The following is a 26,024-nucleotide window of genomic DNA, read 5'->3' as shown; positions in this document are numbered from 1 at the left end:
GTGCAGTCCCTGGACCACGCGCTGGTCGTCGCCGACCTGCAACGCCAGGTGGCGCACTGGCTGGCGGCCGCGCGCACGTTCCGCGATGCGGAGGAGTTCGCGTCGCTGGCAGCATGGAAGTCGGTCGAACGCGACATCGGCGCGCCGCTGCGCCAGCAGTTGCACGCGATCGTCGAGGAGCTGATCGCGCTGGGCGAGGCGAGCAACGCGCTGATCGCCAAGGCACGACGCGACCCGTCGCTGCTGTCGCAGGCGGCATCGTCGGTGCAGCGGTTCCGCCGGCGCTATGTGCAGGTCGACACCACGCTGGATTTCCTCGGCGACGCGGTGAACTCGCGCACGAACCCGACGCTGTGCGCCGCGTTGTCCACGCTGGACCGCCTCGCCGTGGCGAGCATGGCGCCGGTGCTGCAACGCGCCGGCAAGCCCGTGCCGCGCGCGCTCGTCTACCAGGACAAGGGCACGGGTGCGTCGATCCTGCGCGCGGGCATCCGCCTGTGGGTGCCGGGCGCGATCATGCCGGTGGCGGCGATCAAGATCGTGCGCCACAACCTGTACCGCCCGACCTCGCTGTTCCACGAAACCGGCCACCAGGTGGCGCACCTCACCGGCTGGGTGCCGGCGATGCGCGACGCCCTCGCACGCGCGCTCGCCGACGACGCGCAGCTGCAGGCGATGTGGACGCCGTGGGCGTCGGAGATCGCCGCCGACGTGCACGCGTTCCTGTTGACCGGTTACGCGTCGGTGGCGGCGCTTTACGACGTCGTCGGCGATTCGCGCACGATCCTGCAATGGCCGATCGGCGATCCGCATCCCATCGGCTGGCTGCGCACCGCGCTGGGCTGCGCGTTCTCGCGCCTGTGCTTCGGCGCGAACGGCCCGTGGGTGCACCTGCAGCGCGCAATGCAGGCGCATCACCCGGTCTCCAACGCCGAGGCCAGCGTGCAGCCCCTGCTCGCGCGCTCGATGGCCGCGATGCCGCGCATCGCCGCGGCGTGCCTGTCCGCGCCCGTGCCGGCGCTGAAGGGCCGGCCGATGACCGACGTGCTCGATCCGCGGCGCGTCTCGCCCGAAGCGCTCGCGCAACTGGAGCGCAGCGCGGGCCCCGCGCTGTGGACGAGCGCGCATTGGCGCAATACCGACGGCATCCGCATCGTCGCGCTGGCCGGCCTGCGCGAAGCCGAACACCCCGAAACCGCGCCTGCGTGGATCGACCGCGCGCGCGCCTGGCTGACCCACGAAGTCCGCGTCGCCTGACGAAGGAAGGAAGACCATGCCCAAAGACACCCCCATCGCGCCGCCGGAAGACCCGATGTACGACCACCGGCTCCGCATGCTCGAAAGTGCGTTCCTGCAGTTCGCCGCGACCAGCTCGACCGAGAACGTCATCGGGGTCGGCTTCGGTTCCACGTCGGAATGGCTGGAAACGGTGTCCCGCCATCTGGAGAACATCAGCGCGCAGATGGCGCCGCTGGTGGCGCTCACGAAAACCCCGCCGCTCAGCCGCGAGCAGGAGCAACTGCTCGAATACCTGATCGCCGGCTGGCGCGCGCCGGACTGGAGGAGCCTCACCTCGCTGTCGTTCGACACCGCGCCGGTGAAATACATCGGCGACGACGTGCCGGGCCGCTGCGACCACGAACCGGGCAGCACGCCCTACGGGAGGACCGCGTCATGATCCAGCAACTCATCCGGCGCATCCACGACATCGGCCTGCTTTCGGCGGGCCCGGATTATCCGGCGGTGCCGCCCGGCAACCTGGAGGCGGCTGCCACCGCCGTGCTCTCGGCCGATCCGCTGGACCTGACGCTCTACATGGAGCAGGTGTGGGACGCCTTCGGTCCGTGGTCGCCCAATCCCGCGCCGGCCGGTCCCGCGCGGCGCCAGCTGTGGGTGCTGGGGCGCTTCAGTTCGCTCGGCACCAACGCCAATCCCGCGTGGGACCACCTGGGCTACAGCTACGTGCTGGAGAACACGCGCGCCGTGCAGATCCTGCGCCGCGTGGTGCGCGAATACCGCGCCGGCGAATCGCTGGGCATTCCGTCCGTGGCGACGCAGCGCTGGCTCAACGTGTCCGAAGCGCTGCTGTTCGGCGCGATCAACCCGATGACCTCGTGGCTGCCGGCGGGCGCGCCGGTGGTCGATCCCGAAGCCGCACGCCGCGCGGCCTACCACCGCCTGCTGGGCCTGGACCTGGCGTTCGGCGCCGAGGACAACCGGCCGTCGACGTACATCAAGGCGGCCGCGTCCAACGCCAGCTTCGTGCGCCTGTTCGAGGAACTGCTGTTCGAGCTGTGGCAGGCGATCGCCAACCGCAAGAACTTCGCAGGCGCCAACAACGCCGACAGCGACCGCATCTACCGCATCGCCGAAGAATTGCAGTTCGTGCTGCGTTCGCGGCGGCAGAACCAGATGCTGGCGCGCGAGGAACTCGCCTCCTCGCTGGTGCTGGGCTGGATTGACGCGACGCTGGCCACCAACACGCCCGTCGTGCAGGACCTCAAGGCGAACGCGACCTCGTCGGCGAACCGGTTGAAGCTGATCGGCGAGCGCGTGGGCCTGCCGTCGCACAGCAAGTCGGCGGAGTTCTTCTCGATGGCCTCGGAGCTGTCGCTGTTCCTGCGCACGCTCGAATCGCCGCTGATCGCGAACACCTCGTCGGTGCAGGTGCTCATCGCCGAAGGCACGGAGCTGGGCAACGCGACGCGCCGCGTGATCACCGAGTGGGCCGCCGCCACCGGCAAGGACCTCAAGACACGCGCCAAGCCGGTGGAGGTCGGGCGCCCGCGCCTGGCCGCCGTGCGCTGAACCCTTCGAACGGAGAACCGCCATGGCCGCGCCACCGATCACCCCGTACGACGAACTGGGACTGGATGCGCCGTTCGCCGAATCCGACACGACCTCAAGCCGCTTCGAAACCACGCCGACGTGGAGCGAACTGGAAACGCCCTACAGCGGGACGATCGCCGGCGAGGAGGAAGCGTCCGATACGCGCCATGGCGAATACGAGGACGAAGGGCTCGCCTGGCTCGACGTGGAAGCCGAATCGGACGTTACGACGAACGAAACGCTGGAAGGCGAATGGTCGCCGGGCGAATCGGAGTCCGAGGCCGACGTGCAGGTCGGCTGGTCGGAGGACGAAGCCACGCCGGCGCAGGAGCACGAAGACCGGCAGCGCCTGCCCACGCCGGTGGACTTCCGCGAGCGTGCCGCGCTGGAGCTCGACGGCTTCCCCGAATACATCACCGACATCACGCCGGCGCAGCGCAAGGCCATCGAGGACCTCGCGATCCAGATCATCCGCAGCAACGAGACCAGCCAGCCGATCTACGCCTTTCGCGTGGAAGGATTCGCCGACATCGCGCGGCGGATTCCCGACCCGAAGGAGCGCAAGTGGTTCGAGGATGGCATCAGCAAGGAGCGCGCCGAGAACGGCTTCACGCTGCTGGTCGATGCGCTGCGGCGCAAGGGCGGCAACGCCATCGCCGACCGCATCGCGCGGCGCTCGACGAAGTTCGGCCTCGGTTCGCAGCGGCTGAAAGTGCCCAACGCGAAGAACGAAGCGGAGTTCCGCCGGAACCGGCGCGTCGTGTTCATCGTGCGCCAGGTGACCTTCATCCCGCCGCCGCCGAAGCCGCCGGAGCGGCCGTCGTCGGTCATCGAAGACCGCTTCTCCGTGCAGCTGCTGCGTGCGGCCACGATCGGAGTGAGCGTGGCGACGGGCGTCGAGGTGCTCACCGTCGCGGCCGACCTGCAGATCGTCGACCACATGGAGAACAAGCGCGCGGTGTTCAAGGTCGAGACGATGGGCGGGGGATTCGGCATCGGGCCGACGAAGCTCGGCGGCTCGTTCAACTACAAAGAGGGGCCGCCGCGGAAGTTCCGCACGTTCCGCCTGCTCGGACGCGGCGCGCCGAACATCGGGCTGGGCAGCTTCGACGGCAAGGTCACGGTGTTCGTCGATCCGGGCGGCGGCGCAGGTCCGAAGACCGCCGGCGCGTCGCTCTCGATCTCCTTCGACGCACTGGAGGCCAACGGCGCGAACACGCAGCCGTCTGTGATCCCGATCCCGGGCGGCAACAACGCAACCATCGCAACGCCGGGCATTTCGTTCGGCCACGCGACGCACGGCTACATGCGCATGGTCGGCACGCCGGCACCGAGCCAGGAAGCGGAGCAACCCGAGTCGCTGGACGAGCGCGGCTTCGACGAGTACTTCGATGCAACGCCTTCGAGCGAGTACCAGGTCGACCAAAGTCAGCTCGATGAAAGCCGGCTCGATGAAGGACGTTTCGATGAAAGCACGGTCGCGCAGGCGCTCGAATCGATGTCATGGCAACACGCAGGCGCCGAAAGCGAATACGAAGACGAAGCACGGCGCCGCCATCCGCAGGACGCCGTGAAGACCGACCGCTGGTCGATCGCGTTCCTGTCGTCCGTCGGCGGCGGCGCGAAGAAGGTCGGCGGCGCGATCGGCCTGTTCGACCTGATGAACCGCGAGACCAACCGCGCGCACCGCATGTCGATCAGCGCGCTCGGCAAGACGTCGGGCCTGCCGGTGGGCGTGTCGTTCCGCGACTCGGGCTACGTGAAGTTCAAGACGCGCGTGCCGATGAGCTTCGCCGATTTCCACGACCGGCTCGCACGCCTGACGTTGAAGGATCGCATCGGGAAGTCGTGGCGCTCGGTCACCGTGTACGACGTCGACAAGGTGAAAGAGCTGATGCGCGTGGAGGTCGACAACTGGAACCTGACCGGCTGGCACGGCTTCAACGGCTTAGGACGCACGTCGATCCATTACGGCAACGGCAGGCCGACCGGCAATCCCGACTACGACCTCAAGCTCAACCTGCCGGCGAAGGAGGACGTCCCGGTCGGTTTCAAGGTGGCGACCTTCGATTTCGGCCTCGTCATCCGCGCGCCGGGCGACGTGCTGTTCGATTTCGACACCGACTGGCTGCATTACCAGGCCGACCAGACGCTGAGCGACATCATCCGCTACATCAACACGCTGCCGCCGGGCTATGTGCGCATCGGCGTGGAAGGCCACACCGACAGCGTGGAGAAGAAACCCGGCTACAACCTCGCGTTGTCGAAGCGGCGCGCGCAGAGCGTGCTGAACTACTTCACGCGCAACAAGTGGGCGTTCAACCGCGACTACGCCTTCGACGCGGCGCGCGGGTTCGGCGCGACCAAGCCGGTCGAGCCGAACCGCAAGCCGGACGGCTCCGACAACCCGGACGGGCGGGCGCGTAACCGGCGCGTGGAGATCTACCTGTATCGCAAATAGGACACGCGCCACGTGGCAAATGCCGCACCGTCCTGGGTGCGGCGTTCCGCCTTGCCGGGGCATTGAAGCGCGGGCGTTCGTAGCCCGGGTAAGCGAAGCGCCCCCGGGGCTTTCCCATCCGCCCACATCAACCGCGACTACTCCGAAACCCGCACCACCAGCTTCCCGAAGTTGCGCCCCTGCAGCAGCCCGATGAACGCGTCCGGCGCCTGTTCCAGCCGCTCGACGACATCCTCCACCAGCACGATGCGGCCCTCGTCGATCCACTGCGTCATGTCGCGCCGGAACGCCGCGAAGCGGTCGGCGTAGTGGTCCAGGATGATGAACCCCTGCAGGCGCACGCGCTTGCCCAGCACGGTCGCGAGCAGCTGCGTGCGCTTGTCGGTGGCGGCGCCGCCGCGCTCCTCGTTGTAGTGCGCGATGAAGCCGCACACCGGCACGCGCGCGTGCAGGTTCAGCAGCGGCAGCACCGCGTCGAGCACCTCACCGCCGACGTTCTCGAAATACACGTCGATGCCGTCGGGGCACGCGGCTGCGAGTCGCGCCTTGAGATCCGGCGCGCGGTGGTCGAGGCATTCGTCGAAGCCCAGCACCTCCACCGCGTGGCGGCATTTCTCCGCGCCGCCGGCGATGCCGATCGCACGCGCGCCCTTGAGTTTCGCGAGCTGGCCCACGACCGAGCCCACCGCGCCGGTCGCCGCCGCGACGACGACGGTTTCGCCGGGTTTGGGCTCGCCGATGTCGAGCAGCCCGACGTATGCGGTGAAGCCGGGCATGCCGAGCCCGCCGAGCGCCAGCGAAGGCCGCGACATCTCGCCCAGCGGCGTGAGGTCGGACCCATCGGACAGCGCGTACTCCTGCCAGCCCGCGCTCGACAGCACGAGCTGCCCGACCTGGAAGCGCGCATTGCGCGAGGCGACGACCTCGCTCACCGTGCCGCCGACCATCGTCTGGCCGAGCTTCACGCCGGGCGCGTAGCCGGGGCCGGCCTCGTCCATCATCCCGCGCATGTACGGGTCCAGCGACAGGAAGCGCGTGCGCAGCAGCACCTGCCCATCGGCGGGTTCGGGCGCCGGTTGCGTGTCGAGCTGGAAATCGTCGGGCTTCGGCATGCCCTGCGGGCGCGCGGCGAGGAGGAAGCGGCGGTTGGTGCGGGGTGAGGTCATGGTCGCGGTCTTCGTGATGGATCAATGCGTCGGCGTGACGGCTACCGGAGTGGAACCCCGCGGCCCGTAACGCAGCGTCAGGATGGCGCCGAGCGTCATCGCGATAACCGCGAACCACGGCCCGCCCAAGGCGCCGATGCGGTCCACGAGAACGCCGCCGCCGATGGCGCCGGTGGCGATCGCGGTCTGGAAGGCGGCGACGAGCAGGCCGCTCGCGCCTTCGGCCTGGTCCGGCGCGGCGCGCACGATCCAGATCTGGAAACCGACCGGGAACGCGCCGAACGCGAATCCCCACAGCACGATCGCCACCGACGCGACGCTGGCCGATTGCCCGGCCAGCAGCAGCGCGAGCGCCAGCGCGGCGATGAACACGCTGCCGAGCACGATCGCATGGCGCTCGCTGCGCCCGGCCACGTAGCCACCGGCCAGGTTCCCGAAGAAGCCGCCGATGCCGTAGCCCAGCAACACCGCGGAAATCGCGCCGATCGACAGGTGCGTGACGTTCTCCATCAACGGCCGGATGTAGGTGAAGCCGGCGAAGTGGCCGGAAATCACCAGCAGCACGACGACCAGCGCCGCACGCACGGGCCCGCGCGTGATGAGCTGGCCGAGCACGCGCAGGTCCGGTTGCGACTTCGGCGGCAGCGCGGGGAGGGTGATCCACTGCGCGAGGAGCGTGACCAGTCCGACCGCGCCCGCCGCGACGAACGCGCTGCGCCAGCCCCAGGTGTCGCCCATCCACGCGCCGATGGGCGCCGCGCACACGGTCGCGACCGACACGCCGGTAAGGATCAGCGACATCGCGCGCGGGAACAGCGCGTCGGGCACCAGCCGCAGCGCGAGCGGCGCCGCCATCGACCAGAAACCGCCCAGCGCGACGCCCAGCATCACGCGCGCGACCAGCAGCGTCGTCAGGTCCTTCGCGAACACGGCGATCGCATTGGACAGCAGCAAGGCGAGGGTGAGCGCGAGCATGACGCGGCGACGGTCCATGCGCCGCGTGAGTACGGGGATCGACGGCGCCGCGATCGCGCCGACCAGCGCGGTGGCGGTGACGGTCTGCCCCGCCGCGCCTTCGCTGATGTGCAGGTCGGCGGCCATCGCGGTAAGCAGGCTCGCCGGCAGGAATTCGGCCGTCACCAGGCCGAACACGCCGAGCGTGAGCGAGGCGACGGCCGGCCAGTTCGCGAGGGTGGATGCGGCGTCGCTGACGGGATCATTGCGGGCGACGTCATCGCGATCGACATCCGCGCGATCGACCTCATCGCGCTCAAGAACGGAACACTCGGTTGAGGACACGGGAAGCTGCCGATGGGGTGGGGCAGCGCAGGTTAGGCGTACGATGCAGGCGTTTGAATGCCGGAACCGCCGCAATGCATGACGATTCCTCCCGCTTCATCGGGGCCGTCCAACCGCCCGAAGCGAGTGACCTGCTGACCCGCGTGCTGCTCGGCCTGCGCCTGGACGGCGTGGAATACGGCCGTTGCGTCATGCGCGAGCCGTGGGCGATCGCCTTCCCCGCGCAGCGCGACGCGCGCTTCCACTTCGTCGCGCGCGGCGGGGCCTGGCTGTGGACGCCCTCCACCGAATGGAAGCCGCTGCATCCCGGCGACGCGGTGCTGCTGCCGCGCGGCAGTTTCCACGTGATGGCCAGTTCGCCCGACGTTCCGGCCGTCGACATCCACGAACTCTCGCGCGAGGCGGTGTCGGAAAACCTCTACCTCGTGCGTTCGGCCGGTGCGAAGCAGGACGACGCGGCGGATGCCAGCGTGATGTTCTGCGGCGCGATGCGTTTCAACCTCGATCCGCTGCATCCGCTGCTGGCGATGATGCCCGACCTCATGCACGCCGGCGCCCTGGTCAAGCGCGACCCGGCGGTGCTCGCGCTGCTGGAGGCGATGGAGCGCGAGGTGTCGCTCGATCGCATCGGCGCGTGCGGCATCCTCGCGCGGCTGGCCGACGTGCTCGCCGCCAGCATCATCCGTGCGTGGGTCGAATGCGGCTGCAGCGATTCCACCGGCTGGATCGCGGCGGTGCAGTGCCCGAAGGTCGGCAAGGTCATCGCGGCGATCCATGCCGACCCGGAGCGCAATTGGGACGTCCCGGAACTCGCGCGCCTGATGGGCGCTTCGCGCTCCCGCTTCGCCGAAGCCTTCACGCGCATCGTCGGCGAAAGCCCGGCGCGCTACGTCGCCAAAGTGAAGATGTTCCAGGCGCGGCGCTGGATCCAGCACGACGGCATGCGCGTCACCGTCGCCGCCGAACGCCTGGGCTACGACTCCGAAGCGTCCTTCAGCCGCGCGTTCAAACGCATCATGGGCATGCCGCCGAGCGCGGTGCGCACGGCGCAGACGCCGACATTGGCGTGACGCCGCCGCGCGGCTATGCGCCCGCGCGGAGTGCTCCATCAGCAATTCCACCGTCGCGCGCACGCCGGGCAACGGCCCGCGTCGATGCGCGGCAGGGCGACGACGATGGACCGGCCGGGCGGCCGCATGACGGAATGCCCGGACGCGCCCGTCGCTGGGCGTCGCGATCAGGAATGCGCCGAGCTCGCCAGCGGCGCGCGCAACGCTTCGATGATCGCGCCGGGTTCGACCGGTTTGACCAGGTGCAGGTCGAAGCCGGCAAGGCGGGTGCGCTCGAAATCGGACTGCTGCCCCCATCCGGTGACGGCGACCAGGCGCATGTCGTGGCCCCAGTCGCGCTCGCGGATCCAGCGGCAGGCTTCCAGGCCGTCGCGGCGCGGCATGCCCAGGTCGATGAAGGCGACGTTCGGGCGCACCGCTTCGGCCAGCCGGCACGCTTCCTCGCCGTCGCTGGCGACGTGCACCGTGTGGCCTTCCAGTTCCAGCAGCATCGCGAGGGTCGTCGCCGCGTCTGGGTTGTCGTCGGCGACCAGCACGCTGACCGCGTCGGGGCGTCGCGCGACGGGATGCACGCCCGGCAGCGGCGGCGCGTCGGCGGCGCGGGGGAAATACGCCGTCGCGCGCGTGCCGATGCCGTCGGGTGCGCGCTCGAGCTTCAACGAACCGCCATGCAGCTGCGCGATCTGCCGGGCGAGCGCCAGCCCGATGCCGAGACCTTCCGGCGCCTTGTGCGGCGGCGGCTCGCCTTTCTCGAACGCCTGCATCAGCCGCCCGGTATCGCCCGGATCGATGCCCACGCCGTTGTCGGTGACGGTGAACGCCAGCGTGTCCGGGTCGGCCACGATTTCCACGCGGATCGCGCCGCCCGGCGGCGTGAATTTCGCCGCGTTGTTGAGCAGGTTGGTGACCGCCTGCGCGACGCGCACGAGGTCGCCTTCCAGCGCCCAGTCGGGATCGGGCTCGACGATTTCCAGCTTGTGGCGCGCGTGCTCGATGAACGGGCCCGCGGTTTCCAGCGCGACGGCGAGCACGTCGGTCGCGCGATGCGTGCCGATGCGCAGTTCGAGGTTGTCGCGCGCGATGCGGTTCACGTCCATCAGGTCCTCGACCAGCCGGTTGAGGTGCTCCATCTGGCGGTCGATGGTGGCGAGCGCGTCGGGCGTGCGCTTCTGGTCGCGCCGCGCGACCTCGATCGCGTACCGCACCGGCGCCAGTGGATTGCGCAACTCGTGCGCGAGCGTGGCGAGGAAGCGGTCCTTGCGCTGCGCTTCGGCGGCGAGCTGCTCGGCTTCGGCTTCCATCCGCGCCTGCTGCAGTTCGCGCTCGTGCAGTTCGGACTGGAACAGCCGTTGTCGACTTCGCGCACGGTGCAGCGAATGGCAGGCCAGGCAGATGCCGGTGCCGAAGGCGAGGTAGAGCGCCATGCCGGTCTGGCTGCGCGGATCGGAGATGGCGAAGTTCTCCAGCGGCGGGAAGATGCTCCACGCCATGAACGCCGCGCCGAGCGCGAGCGCCAGCAGCCCCGGTCCAAGGCCGCCGTACCACGCCGACAACAGCACGGCCCCAAAGAACGGAAGGAACGTGGCCTCGTGGAACACTTCGGGCCACAGCAGCGAGCGCGCGACGCACGCGGCGAATATCGCGCCGATCGCCACTGCCCACTTTGGCCAGCCGTGCCGCTCTAGGATCTGCATGGCCACACTATAAAGTGCCGCGCGTTCGCATGGACGGGCGCTGCGCACACTGCGCGCGCATCGCACGCGGATCACGGAACCATCACGTCGCGTACACCTATCCTCGCGCGCGTCCCGTGCGACGCCATTGCGAAGGGACCATGCGCGAGGAGATGGCCGATCGGAACGGCATCGCCGTGGCGACGCGGAAGCGGGCCGCCGCGTTCGCGCGCATCCGGGCGCCGCTGTCGCCAGCCGGGCTCATCCTGGGTGCGCTGTTCCTCGTCGCATCGCTTACGCCGAGCCTGATCCCGCGCACGCCGACGATGCAGGGCGTGCTCGCGGGCGTGGCCTTCGGCGCGGGTTACGCCATCGGCGTGTTCCTGCGCTGGCTGTGGGAAACCTTCGAACTGCCGCCGTCGCGCGGCCGCACGCCCAAGCGCGTGAAGCATGCGCTGTACTGGATGTGCGCGCTCATCGTGCTGTGGGCGTTCTGGCGCGCGCCGCACTGGCAGAACCATGTGCGCGCCGCGTTGCGGATGGCGCCGGAAGAAGGCGCCGATTCGTTCACCGTCGCCGCGGTGGCGCTGCTCGCGTTCGCGGCGCTGCTCGCATTGGCGCGCGTGCTGCGCGGCATGGCGGTGGTGTTCTCGCTGTCCCTCGCGAAGGTGTTGCCGCCGCGCGTGGCGAGCGTGCTGGGCGTGTCGGCGGTGCTGGTGGTGGTGATCGTGCTCAGCAACAGCATCGTGCTGCGCATCGCGCTGCAGGTCATCGATTCGTCCTTCCGCCAGGCCGATGCGCTGATCCCGCCCGACACCGCGCCGCCGCGCGAGGCGTATCGCACCGGAAGTCCGGCCTCGCTCATCGCATGGGAAAACCTCGGGCGCATGGGGCGGCGCTTCGTTTCGTCCGCTCCGGGCGCGCACCAGATCGCCTCGCTCGCCGGCGAACCGGCGCAAACGCCGTTGCGCGTTTACGCGGGCCTGCCGTCAGGCGAGTCCGCGCAGGCGCGCGCGCAACTGGCGCTGGCCGAACTCAAGCGCGTCGGCGGTTTCTCGCGCGGCGCGCTGGTGATCGTCACGCCGACGGGGACGGGATGGGTCGATCCGGCCGGCATCGAGTCGATCGAATACCTGCGACGCGGCGACGTCGCCAGCGTGGCGATGCAGTACTCGTACCTGTCCAGCCCGCTGTCGCTGATGATCGAACCCGAATACGGCGAGGAAAGCTCGCAGGCGCTGTTCGAGGCGGTCTACGGCTATTGGCGCACGCTGCCGCACGATGCGCGACCGCGCCTGTACCTGCACGGGTTGAGCCTGGGCGCGATGAATTCGGAGCGTTCGCTGGAACTGGTCGACGTGCTCGGCGATCCGCCGCAGGGCGCGTTATGGAGCGGGCCGCCGTTCGCCGCGCGGCAATGGCGACGCATGACGCTCATGCGCAATCCCGGATCGCCCGCGTGGTTGCCGACCTTCCGCGATGGCCGCTTCGTGCGCTTCATGAACCAGCACGGCTCGCCCGTGCCGGCCGACGCGCCGTGGGGGCCGATGCGCGTGATCTACCTGCAATACGCGAGCGACGCGATCACCTTCTTCGATCATCGCGACGTGTTCAGCGCGCCGGCGTGGCTGCACCCGCGCGGGCCGGACGTCGCGCCGCAGATGCGCTGGTATCCGGTAGTGTCGACGATGCAGCTGGTGCTGGACATGATGCTCGCCGACGACGCGCCGATGGGCTTCGGCCACGTGTTCGCGCCATCGCACTACGTCGCGGCGTGGCGGCAGGTCGCGGGCATCCAGGACTGGTCGGCGCCCGACATCGCCCGGCTGTCGCGCACACTCGATGCGCGGCGCGCGGCGCAGATTGCCGGCGACGAGGACGAAGGCGGCGGTTGAGCGCTATTGCGCCGGCGCCTGGTCGTCGGCCGGCACGGTGCTGCGGTCGACCAGCTGCGCCTCGCGCAGTTCGCGTTTGGCGTCGCGAAGGGCGCTGCCGTCGATCGGGCGGATCGTGTCGATGCGGCACGTGTTGCGCATGCCGCCGGCGGTGCGCGGCACCACACTGTCCATGCGCGTCACGTTGCCCAGCGAATTGGTCAGCGAGATGCCGCCGGCCGACAGCATCGACGGGCATCGGCTGCGCAGCTCGATCAGGTGGCCGCGATTGGCGCTGGACCACACCGCCAGCGCCTGGTCGCCGAGCGGCGTCCATTGCTGCGTGCCCGTCATTCGGTCCAGGCGGAAGGACATGACCGGCGCACCGGCGTGCGCGCGGTACAGGTCCAGGCGCTCCTGCGTGGTGAGCGTCGGACCGGTGGCGCAGGCCGCCAGCGCGGCCGCGACGAGCGGGAGAACCAGCGTGCGGGTCGTCATGTCGCTATCGTCCCTGTTGGATGTGCGTGTCGAAGCAGGTCGCAACGTTCGAACGCGTGCAACGGCCGCGATGCGCGCCGAAGGCACCGCAGCCGTATAGCGCGGACTCAGCGCGTGACGCGCGTGGTCGTGCCGTCGGAGGAAACCTGCACGCGATCGCCGACGCGGAAATCGTTGCTCGTGCCGTCCTGCGCGACCGCGATGCTGCGGCCGGAGTCGAGTTCGACCGTGACTTCCACGCCTGCACGCTGCCCGCGTGCCATCGCGTTGCCCGCCGCGCCACCGGCGACCGCACCGGCGACGGCGCCGGCGGTGTTCGCGCGCGTGCCGCTGCCGATCGTGCTGCCGGCGATGCCGCCGAGCACGGCGCCCGTCGCGGTGGGGACGCCGCGCGAGTCGTTCTGGATGGTGATGTCGCGCAGGCCGCGCACCGTGCCCATCTCGACCGTGCGCGCCGCGCCGACTTCGGAGCGGTTGAAGGTCGATGGCGTGCTGTGCGTCGCGCAGCCGGACGCGAGAACCAGGCCGACGCCGAACAGCGCGGCCGCCATTACGTTGCGTTTCATTGCGGTGCCTCCATGGTCCTGCCGGCGCGGTGCCGGCCCCACAAGCGCTGACGCGTGGCGCCGGATTACTCCCGGTGCGGTGAAGTCATGGTGAAGTGCTCGTGACGACGGGCGACCGCAATGACGCGGATTTCACGCGGCGCCCACGCGGCATGGACGACTTTCGCGGCTCGTGCGCGAGGAATGCGCGCACGCTGCGCTCGGGCGTCCCCGGAGGACGATGCCATGACGAAGCCAGCGATCCGATGCCGCCGACCGGCCGCGCCGAAAGGACGCGCTTCGCTGCGGCGCCGCACGCTGGTCGCGATCCTCGCGACGCTCTTCGTCATCCCCCTGCAGGCGACCGCGCAGGACGCGATGATGGGCACCGTGCTCGACGAGCCCGGCAGCGCGGGCCTGGGCTTCGCCTTCCGCGCCGAATCCTCGCCATACCGCGACGGCGGCACGCGCGACGACTTCCTTCCGCTGTACCTCTACGAGGGCGAGCGCTTCTTCCTTCGCGCGAACGAAGCGGGCATGCGCCTGTGGCGCAACGACACGATGGGGCTGGAGGGTTTCGTCGAACGTCGTCTGGAAGGCTTCCCCGAAGACGAGGAGCCCGCATCGCTGGACGGGATGACCGTGCGCAACACCGGTGCGGACCTCGGCGTACGCTACTACCTGCAGCAGGGTGCGTCGCGTTGGGATGCGGCGGTCCGGCACGACATCGCCGGCCTTTCGCACGGCACCGAAGTGCGCGCCGGCTACGCGTACACCATCGAGCGCCAACGCTGGCGCCTGCAACCGGTGGCGATCGCGACGTGGCGCGACGGCGACCTCAACGACTACTACTACGGCGTCGCGCCACTGGAAGCGCGCGCCGATCGTCCTTCGTACGACGCGGGCGATGGCTGGAACGCGACGCTCGCGCTGTACGGGAAGTACCGCATCTTCCAGCACTGGAGCCTGGTTGGCGGCGCGTACGTGACCAAACTTTCGTCAGAGATCCGCAACAGCCCGGTGGTGGACGACGACCTGCAGTGGGGCGTGATGGCGGGCGCGGCGTACGACTTCGGCAACGGCCAGGTGCGCTGGGACGAGGCCACCGCGCCGACCTACGTGAAGGTGTTCTACGGCCGCGACACCGGCGACGGCTGCCACCTCGTGCGCATCATGACGCTACAGTGCGTCAGCCTCAACGACGAGGATCCCACCGACATCTACGGCGTGCACGTCGGCCGGCCGTTCGTGTCGCGCTTCAACGGCTGGCCGCTGGACATCATCGGTTACGTCGGCCTGCTCAAGCACGACGAGAAGGGCCTGCAACCGGACGGATGGCAGGTCGATGCGTACATGAAGGGTTTCTGGTACGGCTTCCCGTGGAGCCATCGCGTGACCACGCGCGTGGGCTTCGGCATCGGCGTGTCGTACGCCGAACGCGTGCCGTACACCGAGGTCGTCACGCAGGCGCAGCGCGAGCGCAACACCTCCAAGCTGCTCAATTACCTGGAACCGAGCATCGACGTGAGCGTGGGCGACCTCTTCGGCAACAAACGCTGGCACGACGTGTACTTCGGTTTCGCGGTGTCGCACCGCTCCGGCATCTTCGCCAGTTCCGAACTGCTCGGCACCGTGGATGGCGGTTCGAACTACCTGTACGCCTACCTCGAAGCCGCGTTCTGACGCGCATGCAGACCGCCCGCGCCCCCACGCCCATCGCGACGCTGCTCGGCATCGCCGCGGTGTTCGTGATCCTGCTCGCGCTGTACCTGGGGCGTTCGCTGTTCGCGCCGGTGTTCTTCTCCGTTTTCATCATCGCGCTGGTCTGGCCGTTGCAGAGCGCGATGGAGAAGAAGCTGCCGCGCGTGCTCGCGATGTTCCTCGCGGTGGTCGTCACCGGCGCGGTGATGGTGGTGATGGCGAGCCTGGTGCTGTGGAGCCTCAATCGCGCGGTGCAATGGGCGTTCGCCAACGCGAGCGCCTTCCAGGCGCAGTATCTGCGCATGGACGCGTGGCTGCAGGCGCACGGGTTGTACCTGGCGAGCGAGTTCGTGCACAACTTCGATCCGCGCTGGTTGTTCGCGGCGTTGCAACGGCTCGGCGCCGGCTTGCAGTACGTCGCGAGCTTCGTCGTGATCGCGCTGGTGTTCGTGATCCTCGGCTTGCTGGAAGTCGATTCGACGCGTCGCAAGCTGGTGCGCGCGGGCAAGGTCGAGCTGGTGTCGGCGTGCCGCGCGGTGGCGGGGAAGTTCCAGCGCTACATGGCGATCCGCGCGGTGATGAGCCTGGCGACTGGGCTGGGCGTCTGGGCGCTGACGTATGCGCTGGGCGTGGACCTCGCGCTGGAATGGGGCGTCACCGCGTTCGCGCTGAACTTCATCCCGTTCCTCGGCCCGCTGTTCGCCACGATGCTGCCGACGCTGTTCGCGATCGTGCAGTTCGACAGCCTCCTCGTGCCGCTGTCGATCTTCGTCGGGCTGAACGTGGTGCAGTTCTTGATCGGCAGCTACCTGGAGCCGCGCGTCGCCGGCGACCAGTTGTCCATCTCGCCATTCCTGGTGCTGTTCGCGGTGTTCATGTGGAGCATGCTGTGGGGCATCGCGGGCGCGTTCATCGGCGTGCCGATCCTGATCGCCGCGATGACGCTGGCCGAATACCACCCGACCGCGCGACGCTGGGCGCTGCTGCTCGCGGGCGATCCGTCGCGCCACGCGCGCGCGAACGAGTGACGCCGCCGGTCCCGACATTCCGCCCGAGCCAAGGAGACGTGCATGTACCGGGTATTGCTGTTGATCGCGATCGGCGTGGTGCTCGCGCTGGTGGGCGTATTCCGGCTGCCGCACTGGCCGACCGCGCAGTCGACCGGTAGCGCCGCCAGCTGCGTGGACCTCGCGCAACCGGTGACGCGTGCACAGGCGCGGCGCGAGCTCGAGCGCCGCCGCGCCGAGGTCGCACAGGGCACGGATGCGGCCCGGCTCGCCGAGCGCAGCGGCGGCGTCGCCGAACAACGCCGCGCCGGCGCCGTCTACGGCGCGACGCGCGCGAACGAGCGCGCCGACGCACCGTGCATCGCCGAGCTGGAGCACATCGCCAGCGGCGATCGGTTGAGCGAGGCGCGCGGCGAGTGGATGCGCGTCACCGCGCTGATCCTCATCCTCTCGATCGGCGCGCTGGTCGCGCTGTATTTCGGTCGCATCGCCGCGTTGCGGGGGCGCTGGCGACGCCGATGAGTGCTCAGGGCGCGGTGCGTTTGTTCGCCACCGTTTCGACGAAGGATCGCGTGACGGCCCGCGCCTCCGGCACGCCCGCACCGTTGAGCCGCGCCTGCGCGTAGGCAGCGAGCACCGGCGGCAGCGGCGGGATCGCTTCGGGCGGCAGGCCTTCGGTAGCGAACAGCGCCGCGTCGAGCACATCGACGACGTCCTCGGTGTGCTGCTTGTGGATCGCGTTGCGCGTGGACAATGCGAGATCGGCAACGCGATCCTGGTCGAGGCCGAAGCGCGCCGACACGCGCGTGATCGCCGCATCGGCGCGCTGGATGCGCGGCGTGTTCGACGGCAGCGTCCGGCCGCTTTCCTCGTTGAGCATGCGATGCCCCGGCGACATGCCGCGTTCCACGAGCGCGCCCGGCGGGGCGTCCTGGCTCCCGTGCCGCTCGAACAGCGAGAACGCGAGGATCGCGAGCGCGACGAGGATCGCCAAGCCGATCAGCGTGGCGCGGTGCGAGGCACCGGCGTGGCGCGGCGTCATGGCGGCGCTCCTGTCATGGCGGAGCTCCTGTCATGGCGCCGAGCCTTCGGTGTCGTCGACCTCACGCAATGGGCCCGGTGCGTCGGCGGGTGCATCGCGGATCGGGCTGATCAGCATGATCGGGCAGGGCGTGCGCTGCATCGGACGCGAACCCGGGATCGACACCACGCGCACGGCGTCCTGTCGCGAACGCACGCGGCCTTCGCTGCGTGTGAGCTGGATCGCGCTGGCCTGGTCGAGGCCGGGGCAGGGCGAGGCGAGTTCGACCAGGAAGCCCGTGTCGCGTCGCGGCCACACCGCGAGCGCCTGGTCGCCGAGCGCTTCCCATCGCATGTTGCGGACGTAGTCGATGCCGGCGACCGGCGTCCCCGCATGCTGCCGGTAGAGCGCGAGGCGTGCCTGCGGGTCGGTCGGTGCGTGTGCGCAGCCCGCGAGCGCGAGCGCCGCGATCAGCACGAGTGCGGATGCTTCAGAAATCCGCGCGGACATTCAGCCAGGCCTCCGTCGAGCTGTAATTGAGCGCGACCACGTTGCTCTGGTCGCGGATGTAGAGCAGTTCCGGGCGGAACGACCAGCCGTCCGCGAAGCTCCACACCAGGCCGGCGCCACCTTCGTACAGGTTGTCTTCGCGACTGAAGGTCATGGCGACGTCGCGCTCGTCGGGATGGAAGCGCACGTCGTCGGCGCTGAAGTCATCGCGCTCCCACCAGACGAAGACGAACGCGTCGAGCGTGTCGCTGAAGGTCCAGTCGAGGTTCGCGGTGGCGCCGAAGACGTCCGAGTTCCCGTCGGGACGCGAGGTCGCCGTGTTGCGCCCGGCATGCGCGGTGATGCCGAAGTTCGCCGCGCCGTCGTTGAACGAATGCGACCAGCCTATCGTGCCGGTCGTGGTGGTGCGGCTCCTGTCGCGCAGCGGGCCTTCGGGATAGCGCCGGCGCTGCACCGACAACCCCGTCGTGAGCTGCGAATCGACGTCCAGGTTGTGCGTGTAGTCGATGAAACCCGCGACGTCGTTGCGATAATCGCCATTGCCGCGATAGCTCACGCGCCCGCGCAGGCCTCCGGAAAAGCGGCTGTCGTTGAAGCCGTGGCTCGCGGCGAAACTCCAGCGCAGGTCGCGATCGTCGCGCGATCCCGCGTCGTACTCGCGATGGCGGTAGTCGAGGCTCGCATCGAGCGAGGTGTCGTTCGCGAACGCGTGATTGAGCCCGCCGCCGACGCGCAGGTTGTAGAACGTCTCGCGACGATCGCCGCCGCCGAACGTGTTGGTGCCGCGCGTCGAGTTCACGCGATAACGGCCGACGCCGGTCGCCGCGTAACCGAAGGTCGTGGTGCGGCGGCCTTCTTCCAAGGCCTCGCGCGCCGCATCGTCGTAGATCCGCACCTGCGTCAAGACGTCAGGCGGCAGGTTCTCCAGGTGCATCGCCACTTCGAACTGATTGAGCGCGTTCGCGTGCTGGTCGAGCGCGTGGTACGCGCGACCCAGCGCGAGATGCGCGTTCGTGTCGTCGGGATCCAGTTCGATGCTGCGTTCCAGCGCGACTCGTGCGCGTTCGGCCTCGCCCGCGCCGAAGGCCGCGCGGCCCAGCAGGTAGAAGTAGCGTGCGTCGCCGGCGCTGGTGGCTTCCATCGGCGCGAGCAGTTCCAGCGCCTGGGCGTAGCGTCGTTGTTGCAGCAGCGATTGCGCATCGGCCGAAGGCTCCTGCGCGCGCGCATCGGGCGCGGTGAGCAGCGCGGCGCACAGCGCGCAGTGCATGAGCGCAAGGCGGCGCATCGCCGCGGACGGACTGCTGGGGCGTCGCATGGCTCCTCCATGCCGCGGCGGCTCGGCGCATCTGGCGGCGCACGGCCTGCAGTGCGCGCGCGTGGGCTATCTGGCGTTCGCGGCCGTTAACGGCGCGTCAAAATCGCGCGATTCGCAGCCAGAATTCGTGCAACAACCCGCCACCGCATTCACGTAAGCGCCGCGACGCGTGCACCAATCCTTCACGGGCCCATGACGGTCTTCACGCCATCGTCCGGTGCGCTGCCTGTGTTCAGCTCACCGACAGGATGTTGCCATGGCGTCTGCACAGAAGATGTCGCGGGCACAACTGACCGCGATGGTGGTCGGCGGAATGGTGGGCGCAGGCATCTTCTCGCTGCCGCGCACGTTTGCCGGCGCGACCGGGCCGCTCGGCGCGGTCATCGCCTGGCTCATCGCCGGCACCGGCATGTACATGCTCGCGCGTGTCTTCCAGGCGCTCGCCGAACGCAAGCCCGAACTCGACGCCGGCGTCTTCATGTACGCGAAGGAAGGCTTCGGCGATTACCCGGGCTTCCTCTCCGCGTTCGGCTACTGGATCGGCAGCTGCATCGGCAACGTGTCGTACTGGGTGCTGATCAAGTCGACGCTCGGTGCGTTCTTCCCGGTGTTCGGCGACGGCAACACCGTCATCGCGATCGTCGTGGCGTCCATCGGCATCTGGTCGTTCCACTTCATGATCCTGCGCGGCGTGCAGCAGGCAGCGGCGATCAACAAGATCGTGACGATCGCGAAGGTCATACCGATCGTCGTGTTCATCGTCATCCTCGCCTTCATGTTCAAGGGCGACATGTTCCGCTTCAACTTCTACGGCGGCGACCTCACCGACAGCGTGTTCGCGCAGGTGCGCTCGACGATGCTGGTGACGGTGTTCGTGTTCCTGGGCATCGAAGGCGCCAGCGTGTATTCGCGCTACGCGCAAAAGCGCGAGGACGTGGGCTTCGCCACCGTCAGCGGCTTCTTCATCGTCACCACGCTGATGGTGCTGGTGACGCTGCTTCCGTACGCGGTGCTCGAACGTTCGCAGATCGCCGGCATGCGCCAGCCCTCGATGGCCGCCGCGCTGGAAGCCGTGGTCGGCCCATGGGGCGCGGTGTTCGTCAGCGTCGGCCTGCTGATCTCGGTGCTGGGCGCGTACCTGGCGTGGTCGCTGATCTGCGCCGAAGTCCTCTTCGCCGCGGCGAACAACCGCGACATGCCGCGCGTGTTCGCCACGGAGAACCCGAACAAGGTGCCGTCGGCCGCGCTGTGGGCCACCAACATCGTGGTACAGCTGATCGTCATCACCACGTACTGGTCGCGCGATGCGTTCGCGCTGATGTTGAACCTCACCAGCGCGATGTCGCTGATCCCGCTGCTGCTGGTCGCAGGCTACGGCTACATGGTCGCGCGGCGCGGCGACGGCTATGCGCCCGGCGAGTCGCGCAACCTCGACCTGTTCATCGCCGGGCTCGCGACGGTTTACACGATCTTCCTGCTCTTCGCCGGCGGCCTGAAGTTCATCGTGCTGTCGGCCGTGCTCTACGCGCCCGGCACCGCGCTATACGTATGGGCGCGGCGCGAGCAGGGCGTTCCGGTGTTCGCGCGCACGTCGGACTGGGTGATCTTCGCCCTGGCCGCGATCGGCGCGGTGCTCGGCATCTGGTGGATCGCCACCGGTTACATCGAGATCTGAAACGCATATGCGCGCTACCCCAGGCGCCCCGCACAGGAGGGCCCAGACATGGCCATTGCCGCAGACCCAAAGGCTGACCTCAAGTTCGGCGTGCATTCCGAAGTCGGAACGCTGCGCAAGGTGATGGTGTGTTCGCCCGGTCGCGCGCACCAGCGCCTGACGCCGACCAATCGCGATTACCTGCTGTTCGACGACGTGCTGTGGGTGGAGAACGCCAAGCGCGACCACCACGACTTCGTGCTCAAGATGCGCGATCGCGGCATCGACGTCGTCGAGATGCACAACCTGCTGACCGAAACGATGGGGATCGCCGAAGCGAAGAAGTGGATCCTCGACCACCAGGTGGTGCCGAACCAGGTCGGGCTCGGGCTCGTCGACGAGATCCGCGGCTACCTGGAAAGCCTGGAGCCGCGCGCGCTCGCCGAAACGCTGATCGGCGGGTTGTCGGTGGAGGAGTTCCCGGAGAAGTTCGGCGGCGACGTGCTCAAGGTCGTGCACGAGGCGGTCGGGCATACCGAGTACCTGCTGCCGCCGTTGCCCAACACGCTCTACACGCGCGACACCACGTGCTGGATCTACGGCGGCGTGACGCTCAATCCGTTGTACTGGCCCGCGCGCCACGAGGAAACCATCCTCGCCACCGCCATCTACAGGTTCCATCCGGATTTCGCGGGCAAGGTGAACGTCTGGTGGGGCGACCCGCTCGCAGACCATGGCCTGGCGACGCTGGAAGGCGGCGACGTCATGCCGATCGGCCGTGGCAACGTGCTGATCGGCATGAGCGAGCGCACCTCGCGGCAAGCCATCAGTCAGCTGGCCGGCACGCTGTTCGCGAAGGGCGCGGCGGAGCGGGTGATCGTCGCGGTGATCCCGAAGATGCGCACGGCGATGCACCTGGACACGGTGTTCACCTTCGCCGATCGCGACGTCGTGCTGCTGGCACCGGAGTTCATCAACCAGGTGCGCACGTTCTCGTACCGGCCAAGCAGCCATCCCAGCGGCGTCGAACTGCATCGTGAGAACAAGCCCTTCGTCGACGTCGTCGGCGAGGCGCTGGGCTTCAAGACGCTGCGCGTGATCGAAACCGGCGGCACGGCGTACCAGCAGGAACGCACGCAGTGGGACAGCGGCGCGAACCTGGTGTGCGCCTCGCCGGGCGTGGTGTATGCCTACGACCGCAACACCTACACGAACACGCAGCTGCGCAAGGCCGGCATCGAGGTGATCACCATCGTCGGCGCGGAACTGGGGCGCGGGCGCGGCGGCGGCCACTGCATGACGTGCCCGATCATCCGCGATCCGGTCGATTTCTGAGTGCCACGCGTTACCCGCGTGGCGGGTGACGCGATCGCGGGCGATGAGCACCACGACGGACCAGCGTCTTTCGTTCGCGGCGCTGATCTCGCTCGTCGTCGGTTCGATGGTGGGCTCGGCGATCTTCGCGCTACCGGCGGCGTTCGCGCGCGCGACGGGCGTGGTCGGCGCGGCGATCGCCTGGTGCATCGCGGGCGTCGGCATGCTGATGCTGGCGCTGGTGTTCCAGACCTTGTCGCGGCGTCGTCCCGAACTGGATTCGGGCATCTACGCGTACGCGCGCGCCGGCTTCGGCGATTACGCGGGTTTCGTGTCGGTGATCGGTTACTGGATGGGCTGCTGCCTTGCCGACGTCGCATGCCTGGTGCTGATCAAGGCGACGCTGGGGCAGTTCTTCACGGTGTTCGGCGACGGCACGACGGCGGTGGCGATCGTGTGCGCCTCGCTGCTGCTGTGGGCGGTGCACGTGCTGATCCTGCACGGCATCAAGCAGGCCGCTGCGCTCAACACCATCGCGACCATCGCCAAGCTGCTGCCCATCGCGACGTTCCTGTTCGTGGCCGTGGTCGGCTTCCGGCGCGACGTGTTCGCCGCGAACCTGTGGGGCGCCGACGCGCCCGGCGTGGGCGGCATCGCCGGGCAGGTGCGTGCGACCTTGCTGGTGACGGTGTTCGCCTTCGTCGGCATCGAAGGCGCGAGCGTGTACTCGCGCTACGCGAAGCGACGGGAAGACGTGGGGCTCGCGACGGTGTTGGGCTTCCTCGGCGTGTTGTGCCTGCTGGTGCTGGTGACGATGTTCTCGTACGGCATCCTGCTTCGCCCGGAACTGTCCGCGCAGCCCACGCCGTCGATGGCGGGCGTGATGGAGGCGGTGGTCGGCCCGTGGGGCAGGGTGTTCGTCAGCGTGTCGCTGCTGATCTCCGTGCTCGGCAACTACCTGGCGTGGTCGCTGCTCGCGGCCGAAGTGCTGCATTCGGCGGCGCGCGACGGCACGCTGCCGCAGGCGATGGCGCGCGAGAACGCGCGCGGCGTTCCCGTCGTCGCGTTGTGGCTGACCAACGCGTTGATCCAGACCTTCCTGCTGGTCACGTGGTTCGCCGAATACGCCTTCCTGCTTGCGCTCAAGATGACCAGCGCGATGACGCTGGTGCCGTACTTCCTCGTCGCCGCGGCGGGTTTCAAGCTGGCCTGGAGCGGGCAGACGTACGCAGCCGCGGAGTCGGACCTGCGACGCCGCGGCATCGCGTGCGCCGCCATCGCGACGCTCTACACGGCGGCGATGCTGCTGCTTGGCGGCACGCGCTACCTGCTGCTTTCGGCGCTGCTGTACGCGCCGGTGTCGGTGGCGTTCGTGGTGTCGCGCGGCGGCGGCTTGCGGGTGCTGCGCGCGGGCGAGTGGGCTGTCTGCGCGCTCGTGTGCACCGCGGCGATCGTCGCCTTCCACGGCCTGGCGGCCGGCTGGCTGTCGGTGTGAGCGCCGGGGTCAGAACGTGCCGATGCGGATCTTCACGCCGCCGCCGGGCGTTCCGTTGACCACGCCGATCTCGTCCTCGCCCAGCTGGTAGATCGCCGGCCACGAATGGCGGAAGCCGCCCGGCCACGCCGGCGGCGCCACGCGTTGCCAATGCGCGCCGTTGTCGTCGCTGAAGGTGACCTCGTTCTGGCACGAGGTCACGAACACCGTGCCGCGCGTGGTCGTGGTGAGCTGCGGGCCGCAGCGCTGGTCCGCGAGCGGCGTGCCGAGGCCGTCGGGCCAGGCGACGCCGTCGTCCGACGCCTTGGTGGAGACCGGACATTGCGGATCGTCGCCGCAGATCTCGAACACCAGCAGGTAGCGGCCGTCCTGCATGCGCGACATCACCGGCATGCCGGGGCGCAGCTTGCCGCCGCCGGCCTGCTTCACCAGGACCGATTTCGCGCCCCAGCTTGCACCGCCATCACGCGAGAGCCGCTGGGACACGACCTGGTTATACGACGGGTCGCCATCGGCGAGCGTTTCGTCTGCGTAGAGCACCGAAAGCGCGCCGTCGGCGAGCTGCGTGAACACGGGTTCCCACACGCCGCGATCCTTGCGGCCGCGCGGATCCTCGTTGCGGTCGATGGTGCTGAGAAAACGCCACGTCCGGCCGCCGTCGTCGCTGGCATGCACGTTCAATCGATACGACTTGCCTTCCACCAGCGAGCGCATGCCCAGCAGGATGCGGCCGCCCGGCAGCACGATCAGCTCGCCGTTGTCGATGTTGCGACCGGCTTCGGCGACGCTCGAAAGTTCCTGCCACTGCCGGCCCCGTGCATCTCCCAGCGAGATCGTCAGCGTGCTCGGCGTTGCCTTGCCGTGGAAGCGCGTGGTCACCGCAAGCCAGCGGCCATCGGGAAGACGCGCGAGCCGTCCCCACGCCGCGTTGCTCTCGGCGAGGGTGGCGGTGTCGGTCCACTGCACGCCTGCCGTCGCGCAGGGCGCGGCGGCGAGCAATGCGAGTGCGAGGACGAAGGCGCGCATCGTCAGTGCCAGAACGTCGCGTACAGCGCGACGAGGATCGCCAGCACCGCAAGCGAGGCCACGTTGAACGACGGCGCCGTCGCATAGCTCACATCGTCGGTGCGGATGCGATCGCGCGCACCGCTCGCGGGGGTCGCCAGCGCGACCACGGTGGCAAGCGCGAACGACAGCAGGAACACCAGCCCGATGCGGTCCATGAACGGAAGGTCGGGCCACAGCAGCTTCAGCGCGAGCGAGAGCACGAACGAGCCGACCGCCGCCGCGAGCGCGCCGGCTTCGTTGGCGCGCTTCCAGAACAGGCCCTGCAGGAAGATCACCACGATGCCCGGCGTGAAGAAGCCGGTGAATTCCTGGATGTACTGGAAGCCCTGGTCGAAGCTGCCAAGCAGCGGGCGCGCGGTGAGCACGGCGATGAGGATCGACACGGCGGCGGTGATGCGACCGACGCGAACCAGCTTCGGCTGCGACGCTTCGGTGTTGCGCTTGGCGTAGAAGTCCAGGGTGAAGATGGTCGCGACCGAATTGATCTTGGATGCGAGCGAGGCCACGATCGCCGCCACCAGCGCGGCGAACACCAGGCCCAGCACGCCGCTGGGCAGCAGGCGCATCATCGTCGGATACGCCGCGTCGGGACGTTCCAGCGACGGCGCCAGCATCACCGCGGCGATGCCCGGCAGCACCACGATCACCGGCATCAGCAGCTTCAGGAACGCGGCGAACACCACGCCCTTCTGCGCTTCGCGGATGTCCTTGGCGGCCAGTGCGCGCTGGATGATGTACTGGTTGAAACCCCAGTAGCTCAGGTTCGCGATCCACAGCCCGCCCAGCAGCACCGACAGGCCAGGCAGGTCCTTGTAGAAGGGGTTGGACGGGTCGAGGATCATCTGGAACTTCGCCGGATGCGTGGTCCACAGCGTGTGGAAGCCCGCGACGATGCTGCCGTTGCCGATCTGCCCCAGCGTGATGCCGGTGACCAGCAACCCGCCCAGCACCAGCAGGGTGACCTGGACGATGTCGGTCAATGCCACCGCCTTCAGGCCGCCGTAGAGCTGGTACGCCAGCGCGAACAACCCCAGCAGGATCAGCGCCAGCGTCTGGTCCATGCCGGCGACCTGCGATACCGCGATGGAACCCAGCCACAGGATCGAGGTCAGGTTCACGAACACGTACAGCCCCAGCCAGAACACGGCCATCAGCGTGCGGATGCGGTTGCCGTACCGTTCCTCCAGGAACTGCGGCATCGTGGTGACCTGGTTGCGCAGGAAGATCGGCAGGAACCACTTGCCGACGATCAGCAGCGTCACCGCGCCCATCCATTCGTACGAGGCGATGGCAAGCCCGATCGCGTAACCCGAACCGGACATCCCGATGATCTGTTCGGCGGAGATGTTCGCCGCGATCAGCGACGCGCCGATCGCCCACCAGGGCAGGGCGCGGCTGGCGAGGAAGTAATCCTGCGCCGATTTCTGGTGCCCGCCTTTCTCGCGCGAGACCCACTGCGCCAGCACGAAGATGCCTGCGAGGTAGGCCAGCACGATGCCGACGTCGAGGGGGGAAAGGCTCATT

The 26,024-nt window shown here is 68.9% G+C and carries 22 protein-coding genes; 12 read left to right on the top strand and 10 right to left on the bottom strand.

What is annotated here, in order from left to right:
* From LA521A_RS09790 to LA521A_RS09775, 4 genes are read left to right on the top strand one after another with little or no spacing between them, the layout of a single operon-like run.
* Nucleotides 1-1,257, top strand: coding sequence for a hypothetical protein (locus LA521A_RS09790; protein WP_281778727.1), 1,257 nt, complete (start codon nt 1-3; stop codon nt 1,255-1,257).
* A 16-nt stretch (nt 1,258-1,273) separates the two neighbouring features.
* Nucleotides 1,274-1,678, top strand: coding sequence for a hypothetical protein (locus tag LA521A_RS09785; RefSeq protein ID WP_281778726.1), 405 nt, complete (start codon nt 1,274-1,276; stop codon nt 1,676-1,678).
* Nucleotides 1,675-2,808, top strand: coding sequence for a hypothetical protein (locus LA521A_RS09780; RefSeq protein ID WP_281778725.1), 1,134 nt, complete (start codon nt 1,675-1,677; stop codon nt 2,806-2,808). Before LA521A_RS09785 ends, LA521A_RS09780 begins: the two co-directional genes overlap by 4 nt.
* A 22-nt stretch (nt 2,809-2,830) precedes the next feature.
* Nucleotides 2,831-5,290: an OmpA family protein gene (locus tag LA521A_RS09775; RefSeq protein WP_281778724.1), complete on the top strand. Its 2,460-nt coding sequence runs from the start codon at nt 2,831-2,833 to the stop codon at nt 5,288-5,290.
* A 137-nt stretch (nt 5,291-5,427) separates the two neighbouring features.
* On the opposite strand, the gene LA521A_RS09770 is transcribed toward LA521A_RS09775, so the two are convergent.
* Both LA521A_RS09770 and LA521A_RS09765 read right to left on the bottom strand, forming a co-directional pair.
* Nucleotides 5,428-6,456: an NADPH-dependent curcumin/dihydrocurcumin reductase gene (locus LA521A_RS09770; protein WP_281778723.1), complete on the bottom strand. Its 1,029-nt coding sequence runs from the start codon at nt 6,454-6,456 to the stop codon at nt 5,428-5,430.
* Between the two features lie 21 nt (nt 6,457-6,477).
* Complete coding sequence (locus LA521A_RS09765; RefSeq protein ID WP_281778722.1) at nt 6,478-7,755, bottom strand: MFS transporter; 1,278 nt, start codon at nt 7,753-7,755, stop codon at nt 6,478-6,480.
* A gap of 74 nt (nt 7,756-7,829) precedes the next feature.
* Here LA521A_RS09765 and LA521A_RS09760 point away from each other — a divergent pair, with 74 nt between their 5' ends.
* Nucleotides 7,830-8,825: an AraC family transcriptional regulator gene (locus tag LA521A_RS09760; RefSeq protein WP_281778721.1), complete on the top strand. Its 996-nt coding sequence runs from the start codon at nt 7,830-7,832 to the stop codon at nt 8,823-8,825.
* Between the two features lie 167 nt (nt 8,826-8,992).
* Here the strand turns inward: LA521A_RS09760 and LA521A_RS09755 are convergent, their stop codons facing one another.
* A complete protein-coding gene (locus LA521A_RS09755) occupies nt 8,993-10,519 on the bottom strand; it encodes a hybrid sensor histidine kinase/response regulator (RefSeq protein ID WP_281778720.1) in 1,527 nt (508 codons plus the stop codon).
* A gap of 140 nt (nt 10,520-10,659) precedes the next feature.
* On the opposite strand from LA521A_RS09755, the gene LA521A_RS09750 reads away from it, so the two are divergent.
* A complete protein-coding gene (locus tag LA521A_RS09750) occupies nt 10,660-12,393 on the top strand; it encodes an alpha/beta hydrolase (protein ID WP_281778719.1) in 1,734 nt (577 codons plus the stop codon).
* A 3-nt stretch (nt 12,394-12,396) separates the two neighbouring features.
* Here LA521A_RS09750 and LA521A_RS09745 read toward each other — a convergent pair whose 3' ends face one another.
* Both LA521A_RS09745 and LA521A_RS09740 read right to left on the bottom strand, forming a co-directional pair.
* On the bottom strand, nt 12,397-12,870 hold the full coding sequence (locus tag LA521A_RS09745) for a DUF6491 family protein (RefSeq protein ID WP_281778718.1): 474 nt from the start codon (nt 12,868-12,870) through the stop codon (nt 12,397-12,399).
* A gap of 107 nt (nt 12,871-12,977) precedes the next feature.
* Complete coding sequence (locus LA521A_RS09740; protein WP_281778717.1) at nt 12,978-13,436, bottom strand: outer membrane lipoprotein; 459 nt, start codon at nt 13,434-13,436, stop codon at nt 12,978-12,980.
* 225 nt (nt 13,437-13,661) lie between these two features.
* Between LA521A_RS09740 and LA521A_RS09735 the strand changes: the two genes are divergently transcribed.
* Genes LA521A_RS09735 through LA521A_RS09725 form a run of 3 tightly spaced genes read left to right on the top strand, consistent with a single transcriptional unit; the run spans nt 13,662 to nt 16,645 of the window.
* A complete protein-coding gene (locus LA521A_RS09735; protein WP_281778716.1) occupies nt 13,662-15,098 on the top strand; it encodes a MipA/OmpV family protein in 1,437 nt (478 codons plus the stop codon).
* Between the two features lie 5 nt (nt 15,099-15,103).
* Nucleotides 15,104-16,144 carry an AI-2E family transporter gene (locus LA521A_RS09730; protein WP_281778715.1) on the top strand — a complete coding sequence of 347 codons (1,041 nt, stop codon included), beginning with the start codon at nt 15,104-15,106 and terminating at the stop codon, nt 16,142-16,144.
* A 42-nt stretch (nt 16,145-16,186) separates the two neighbouring features.
* Nucleotides 16,187-16,645 (top strand): hypothetical protein, encoded by a 459-nt coding sequence (locus tag LA521A_RS09725; RefSeq protein ID WP_281778714.1) that lies wholly within the window; start codon nt 16,187-16,189, stop codon nt 16,643-16,645.
* Nucleotides 16,646-16,649: 4 nt separating this feature from the next.
* Here the strand turns inward: LA521A_RS09725 and LA521A_RS09720 are convergent, their stop codons facing one another.
* From LA521A_RS09720 to LA521A_RS09710, 3 genes are read right to left on the bottom strand one after another with little or no spacing between them, the layout of a single operon-like run.
* Nucleotides 16,650-17,165, bottom strand: a complete 516-nt coding sequence (locus tag LA521A_RS09720) for a hypothetical protein (RefSeq protein WP_281778713.1) — start codon at nt 17,163-17,165, stop codon at nt 16,650-16,652.
* Nucleotides 17,166-17,195: 30 nt separating this feature from the next.
* The gene (locus LA521A_RS09715; protein ID WP_281778712.1) at nt 17,196-17,654 is read right to left on the bottom strand and encodes a DUF6491 family protein; all 459 of its coding nucleotides are present in this window, start codon (nt 17,652-17,654) and stop codon (nt 17,196-17,198) included.
* The gene (locus LA521A_RS09710) at nt 17,635-18,969 is read right to left on the bottom strand and encodes a tetratricopeptide repeat protein (RefSeq protein ID WP_281778711.1); all 1,335 of its coding nucleotides are present in this window, start codon (nt 18,967-18,969) and stop codon (nt 17,635-17,637) included. Before LA521A_RS09710 ends, LA521A_RS09715 begins: the two co-directional genes overlap by 20 nt.
* Before the next feature lie 256 nt (nt 18,970-19,225).
* On the opposite strand from LA521A_RS09710, the gene LA521A_RS09705 reads away from it, so the two are divergent.
* The 3 genes from LA521A_RS09705 to LA521A_RS09695 are packed head-to-tail and all read left to right on the top strand — an operon-like array spanning nt 19,226 to nt 23,432.
* A complete protein-coding gene (locus LA521A_RS09705) occupies nt 19,226-20,644 on the top strand; it encodes a basic amino acid/polyamine antiporter (protein ID WP_281778710.1) in 1,419 nt (472 codons plus the stop codon).
* 48 nt (nt 20,645-20,692) lie between these two features.
* On the top strand, nt 20,693-21,958 hold the full coding sequence (locus tag LA521A_RS09700) for an arginine deiminase (protein ID WP_281778709.1): 1,266 nt from the start codon (nt 20,693-20,695) through the stop codon (nt 21,956-21,958).
* A 43-nt stretch (nt 21,959-22,001) separates the two neighbouring features.
* On the top strand, nt 22,002-23,432 hold the full coding sequence (locus LA521A_RS09695) for a basic amino acid/polyamine antiporter (protein ID WP_281778708.1): 1,431 nt from the start codon (nt 22,002-22,004) through the stop codon (nt 23,430-23,432).
* A gap of 9 nt (nt 23,433-23,441) precedes the next feature.
* On the opposite strand, the gene LA521A_RS09690 is transcribed toward LA521A_RS09695, so the two are convergent.
* Together LA521A_RS09690 and LA521A_RS09685 are read right to left on the bottom strand one after the other, a co-directional pair.
* Entirely contained in the window at nt 23,442-24,458 is a 1,017-nt protein-coding gene (locus LA521A_RS09690; RefSeq protein WP_281778707.1) for a sialidase family protein, read from the bottom strand.
* Nucleotides 24,459-24,460: 2 nt separating this feature from the next.
* The gene (locus tag LA521A_RS09685) at nt 24,461-26,023 is read right to left on the bottom strand and encodes a sodium/sugar symporter (RefSeq protein ID WP_281778706.1); all 1,563 of its coding nucleotides are present in this window, start codon (nt 26,021-26,023) and stop codon (nt 24,461-24,463) included.
* Nucleotide 26,024 lies beyond the last annotated feature (1 nt).

This window comes from Lysobacter auxotrophicus, from assembly GCF_027924565.1.
Classification (GTDB): domain Bacteria; phylum Pseudomonadota; class Gammaproteobacteria; order Xanthomonadales; family Xanthomonadaceae; genus Lysobacter_J; species Lysobacter_J auxotrophicus.
This window is presented reverse-complemented; position numbering and strand designations above follow the sequence as displayed.

What these genes read in the sequence shown, in the direction of transcription:
- LA521A_RS09715 (WP_281778712.1), bottom strand. Translation starts at nt 17,654, where the DNA reads ATGTCCGCGCGGATTTCTGAAGCATCCGCACTCGTGCTGATCGCGGCG.
- LA521A_RS09740 (WP_281778717.1), bottom strand. Translation starts at nt 13,436, where the DNA reads ATGAAACGCAACGTAATGGCGGCCGCGCTGTTCGGCGTCGGCCTGGTT.
- LA521A_RS09760 (WP_281778721.1), top strand. Translation starts at nt 7,830, where the DNA reads ATGCATGACGATTCCTCCCGCTTCATCGGGGCCGTCCAACCGCCCGAA.
- LA521A_RS09775 (WP_281778724.1), top strand. Translation starts at nt 2,831, where the DNA reads ATGGCCGCGCCACCGATCACCCCGTACGACGAACTGGGACTGGATGCG.
- LA521A_RS09710 (WP_281778711.1), bottom strand. Translation starts at nt 18,969, where the DNA reads ATGCGACGCCCCAGCAGTCCGTCCGCGGCGATGCGCCGCCTTGCGCTC.
- LA521A_RS09755 (WP_281778720.1), bottom strand. Translation starts at nt 10,519, where the DNA reads ATGCAGATCCTAGAGCGGCACGGCTGGCCAAAGTGGGCAGTGGCGATC.
- LA521A_RS09705 (WP_281778710.1), top strand. Translation starts at nt 19,226, where the DNA reads ATGGCGTCTGCACAGAAGATGTCGCGGGCACAACTGACCGCGATGGTG.
- LA521A_RS09685 (WP_281778706.1), bottom strand. Translation starts at nt 26,023, where the DNA reads ATGAGCCTTTCCCCCCTCGACGTCGGCATCGTGCTGGCCTACCTCGCA.
- LA521A_RS09770 (WP_281778723.1), bottom strand. Translation starts at nt 6,456, where the DNA reads ATGACCTCACCCCGCACCAACCGCCGCTTCCTCCTCGCCGCGCGCCCG.
- LA521A_RS09720 (WP_281778713.1), bottom strand. Translation starts at nt 17,165, where the DNA reads ATGACGCCGCGCCACGCCGGTGCCTCGCACCGCGCCACGCTGATCGGC.
- LA521A_RS09745 (WP_281778718.1), bottom strand. Translation starts at nt 12,870, where the DNA reads ATGACGACCCGCACGCTGGTTCTCCCGCTCGTCGCGGCCGCGCTGGCG.
- LA521A_RS09695 (WP_281778708.1), top strand. Translation starts at nt 22,002, where the DNA reads ATGAGCACCACGACGGACCAGCGTCTTTCGTTCGCGGCGCTGATCTCG.
- LA521A_RS09785 (WP_281778726.1), top strand. Translation starts at nt 1,274, where the DNA reads ATGCCCAAAGACACCCCCATCGCGCCGCCGGAAGACCCGATGTACGAC.
- LA521A_RS09690 (WP_281778707.1), bottom strand. Translation starts at nt 24,458, where the DNA reads ATGCGCGCCTTCGTCCTCGCACTCGCATTGCTCGCCGCCGCGCCCTGC.
- LA521A_RS09730 (WP_281778715.1), top strand. Translation starts at nt 15,104, where the DNA reads ATGCAGACCGCCCGCGCCCCCACGCCCATCGCGACGCTGCTCGGCATC.
- LA521A_RS09780 (WP_281778725.1), top strand. Translation starts at nt 1,675, where the DNA reads ATGATCCAGCAACTCATCCGGCGCATCCACGACATCGGCCTGCTTTCG.
- LA521A_RS09750 (WP_281778719.1), top strand. Translation starts at nt 10,660, where the DNA reads ATGCGCGAGGAGATGGCCGATCGGAACGGCATCGCCGTGGCGACGCGG.
- LA521A_RS09700 (WP_281778709.1), top strand. Translation starts at nt 20,693, where the DNA reads ATGGCCATTGCCGCAGACCCAAAGGCTGACCTCAAGTTCGGCGTGCAT.
- LA521A_RS09725 (WP_281778714.1), top strand. Translation starts at nt 16,187, where the DNA reads ATGTACCGGGTATTGCTGTTGATCGCGATCGGCGTGGTGCTCGCGCTG.
- LA521A_RS09735 (WP_281778716.1), top strand. Translation starts at nt 13,662, where the DNA reads ATGACGAAGCCAGCGATCCGATGCCGCCGACCGGCCGCGCCGAAAGGA.